Raw genomic sequence first — 3,640 nt, 5'->3', positions numbered from 1 at the left:
CCTAATGGTATCTTGAATTCCTCCTAAAAAGGGCTGCAGATACGACTGCATGCCCTTTTATTTACGTTGCTGCTCTATATTTCATAAAATAATTAAAAACTAAAAATGGATTATTACATATTTTTTTCTGTTCAGATTATGTTAAAATTTACTTCATAGTCGAATTTTGGTTTCATATCTAATTCAGCAATATGTGAACTGTTTGCCTAAAGAAAAGACACCCAAAAGGTGTCTTTTCTTCTTTTCATCTAAAAAACATTTTTCCTTTTCAGTAAGATCCAATTAGCCCTCTAATCTAAACCTCATCTTTAAAGGCAATTTAATCACGGTACTCAAGCTTTTTCACCTATTTCGATATGCCTATAGTTTAATTTGAAATAATATATTTATTACCTTTTTTAACAAATGAAATCTACTATTAGATTTCTAAATGTATACTGTACTAAGCGCCATTTAACATCATATAAATAGTGTTAACCATGTTAATTGAATATTAGTAATAGTAAGTATAAATATTATCAATTTACTATATATTACATATATGTAAAAATGGATGTATGTTAAGCTTTTTCAAAATCTTTCCCCTAATAAAGATTTGAAGTAGCATTTCATGATTCTCCTTACTGTTAATATGCCTTAAAAAAGAACCCTATAGGGTTCTTTTTCTTCTCATTATAACCTCAGTAAGTCCATGCAAAAAGGACTGCTAATTACCTGCAGCCCTTTACACATTAATATACACTTGTATTAAATACTTAACACTTTATTGTATTAGGCATTCATACATACTAAACATGCCATTATCATTTAGACATATAACACTTTAAAGTTTAGAAGTATACAATAACAAATCGTTCCCAGCTTCCAGCTACATAACTAGTAGCTGTTAATTCTCTACCACCATTTGCTGATATATACCTGCCATTACTGAGTGCTTGTAATACATATATCCTATTGTCTCCACCATTATATAAGATAAACTTTTCCCATGCCCCAATTGATGTACGATCTGCTACTACTCTACCATTTGGCTCAAACGAAACATACTTCCCATTACTTTTTGCTTTTAAAGCGTACGTATATAATTCTCCAGTCGGAATTAATTCGAATTTCTCCCATTCATTAACTGCATTACGATTTGCTGTTACATTTCCCAAAGGCTCAGCAGAAACATATTGTAAATTTGCTGCCTGTATAGCAACTGTCCAACTTCCATTAAATAAATTCACGCCTTTTAATGTAGCTGCTTTTGATAGGTTGGCTGCAGATACATCATTGGATGGTGTAATCATAAATATCATTAAAACCATCGACAACACCATTAAAACTAAATTTTTTGAGACTGTATTACCTCTTGCACGTGTTATAAACCTTTTCATTCCCATTCCTCCCTTAATATACATAGAACTCATATACATCATACCAAATATGTAAAACATTGTAATATTTGAGAAGATTTATCAACAAATACCCTACTATTCTGTTTCTTTTTTCTCAAATCTATTGCACTTAAACATTTATTAATTCAAAAACATATTTATAAAAAAATGTAGCATTTGATGGCAACGAGAGTATATAAAAAAGAGAGCGTATTATTAAATAAAAGCCAAATAGCCGTTCATAATGAACGACTATTTGCATCTAACTAATAATTAGAATGTTCTTCATATTAATCTATTTTGTTTAATCCCGTTGAAGTAACTTGATAGATTCTTTTTTTGCCTATATATTCTTGTTTATTATTCTCAAAGTTAATAAGTGTAGCGCGTGTCTTTTCCTTTACTGCTTCCCCTTCTATATGGGTAAACTCAATGTAATCTCCCACTTTTACCGGCACGGTTTGACTTTCAGCAGTTTGTTGACTATTTCCCACTATATCCTTATTGTATACAACACTACCGGTTGAATTCTTTACTGTAATACTTGCATAGGTATTATTAAAGTAAGAATGTGGTACGCCTGCTTCTAAATTCACCTGCATTTTCTCTGTTGTCCTATTATAATCTACTTTTGCGATTTCTCTATCACTATATCCTTTTAAAGACCAACCAAAATGATTTCCATCTAAAACTGTTGTTTCTGGCATTTTTTCAACTTTCTTCAAGCCTTCTTTTGTGACTTCATACATTGCTTTTTTTCCAAAGCTTTCTTGTTTACTGTTGCCTACATTTGTTAAAGTAGCTCTATGCACACCTTCTAAATGTGTCAGCTCAATATAATCTCCTACTTTGACTGGAACCTTTTGTGATTCAGCATTTTGTTGTTTGTTCCCATAAATGTCTTTATTGTACACTACTTTACCTGATGCATTTTGTACTTTAATACTCGCATATGTTTCATTAAAATAATGATGCGGTACGCCTGCTTTTAAGTCGATTTGCATTTCTTCTGTCGACTTATTAAAATTGACTTTTGCAAACTCGAAATCACTAATTCCTTTTAGTGACCATGCAAATTGATTTCCATCTAAAATTGTTGTTTCTGGCATTTTTTCAACTTTCTTCAGACCTTCCTTTGTAACTTGGTATATGACTTTTTTTCCAAAGCTTTCTTGTTTACTGTTGCCTACATTTGTTAAAGTAGCTCTATGCACACCTTCTAAATGTGTCAGCTCAATATAATCTCCTACTTTGACTGGAACCTTTTGTGATTCAGCATTTTGTTGTTTGTTCCCATAAATGTCTTTATTGTATACTACTTTACCTGATGCATTTTGCACTTTAATACTCGCATATGTTTCATTAAAATAATGATGTGGTACGCCTGCCTTTAAATCAATTTGCATTTCTTCTGTCGTTTTATTGAAATTGATTTTTGCAAACTCGAAATCACTAATTCCTTTTAGTGACCATGCAAACTGGTTTCCTTCTAAAATATTATTTACATTAGGCATATCTGGTTTAATTGGATTAGAATCCGTACCCTTCCAAATCTCTGCTGTTAAAATCGGATATCCTAATGCAGCTACTTTTTGAATTGTATCGTTATTTGGACGTAATCCCCACTTCTCAAAGAAAGGAATTAAATTTTGTTTGGCTACTTTTGATGCTGAAATCATAAATAGTTGTTTTTTATTTTCATCAGTTTGTGGAAGTTCACTTGAAGGCATGTCTCTATACAATTGATGTAATTTAGGATAGAAATCCTCTCCATACGCTAACTGTAGTTGCCAAAGCATAACAAGCTTTACAAAAACATCGCTAATTTCATCATAATTTTTATTCACTTGTTCTAGATATTGAAATGCTTTTGGATAAATTCCACTTTTCTCTAAGTTGGATGGTTGATTAAATGCTTTTTCTACAGAAAGGCTGTATATATTATTTTGTACTTCTGTCATATTATAAAACTTCCAGGGCGATTGTTGTCTCAAATGTCCTGCCTCATGCCAAGGGCCCCAGCCATCTGTTATAAATTTATTAATATCTAACACGTATTGGATTGCATCTCCTACATATGCTGTTCGATAAGAAGTTGCATACATATAATAATCAGGAGAATGATTTTCTTCTACGTAATGAACATAATGTTTATCTACTTGTTCTTCAGATAATCCAGCTACTTTGTCTTGAATTCGAGTAGCTTCATCCATCTTTTTTAAGAGTTGTACAGGATCTGTATTAGAACCCAACAAATATTT

General features: G+C 31.6%; 2 protein-coding genes. Both read right to left on the bottom strand.

Features of this window, described 5'->3' with window-relative positions; translation table 11 throughout:
- Positions 1–830 precede the first annotated feature (830 nt).
- On the bottom strand, positions 831–1,379 hold the full coding sequence (locus QO049_RS30260; RefSeq protein ID WP_000819427.1) for a fascin domain-containing protein: 549 nt from the start codon (positions 1,377–1,379) through the stop codon (positions 831–833).
- Positions 1,380–1,669: 290 nt separating this feature from the next.
- Positions 1,670–3,640, bottom strand: a 1,971-nt coding sequence (locus tag QO049_RS30255) for a putative mucin/carbohydrate-binding domain-containing protein (RefSeq protein ID WP_284489811.1), incomplete at its 5' end; no start/stop codon positions are given.

Origin of the sequence: Bacillus sp. RB3, from assembly GCF_030164735.1 — a bacterium.
Taxonomy (GTDB): Bacteria; Bacillota; Bacilli; order Bacillales; family Bacillaceae_G; genus Bacillus_A; species Bacillus_A cereus.
This window is presented reverse-complemented; position numbering and strand designations above follow the sequence as displayed.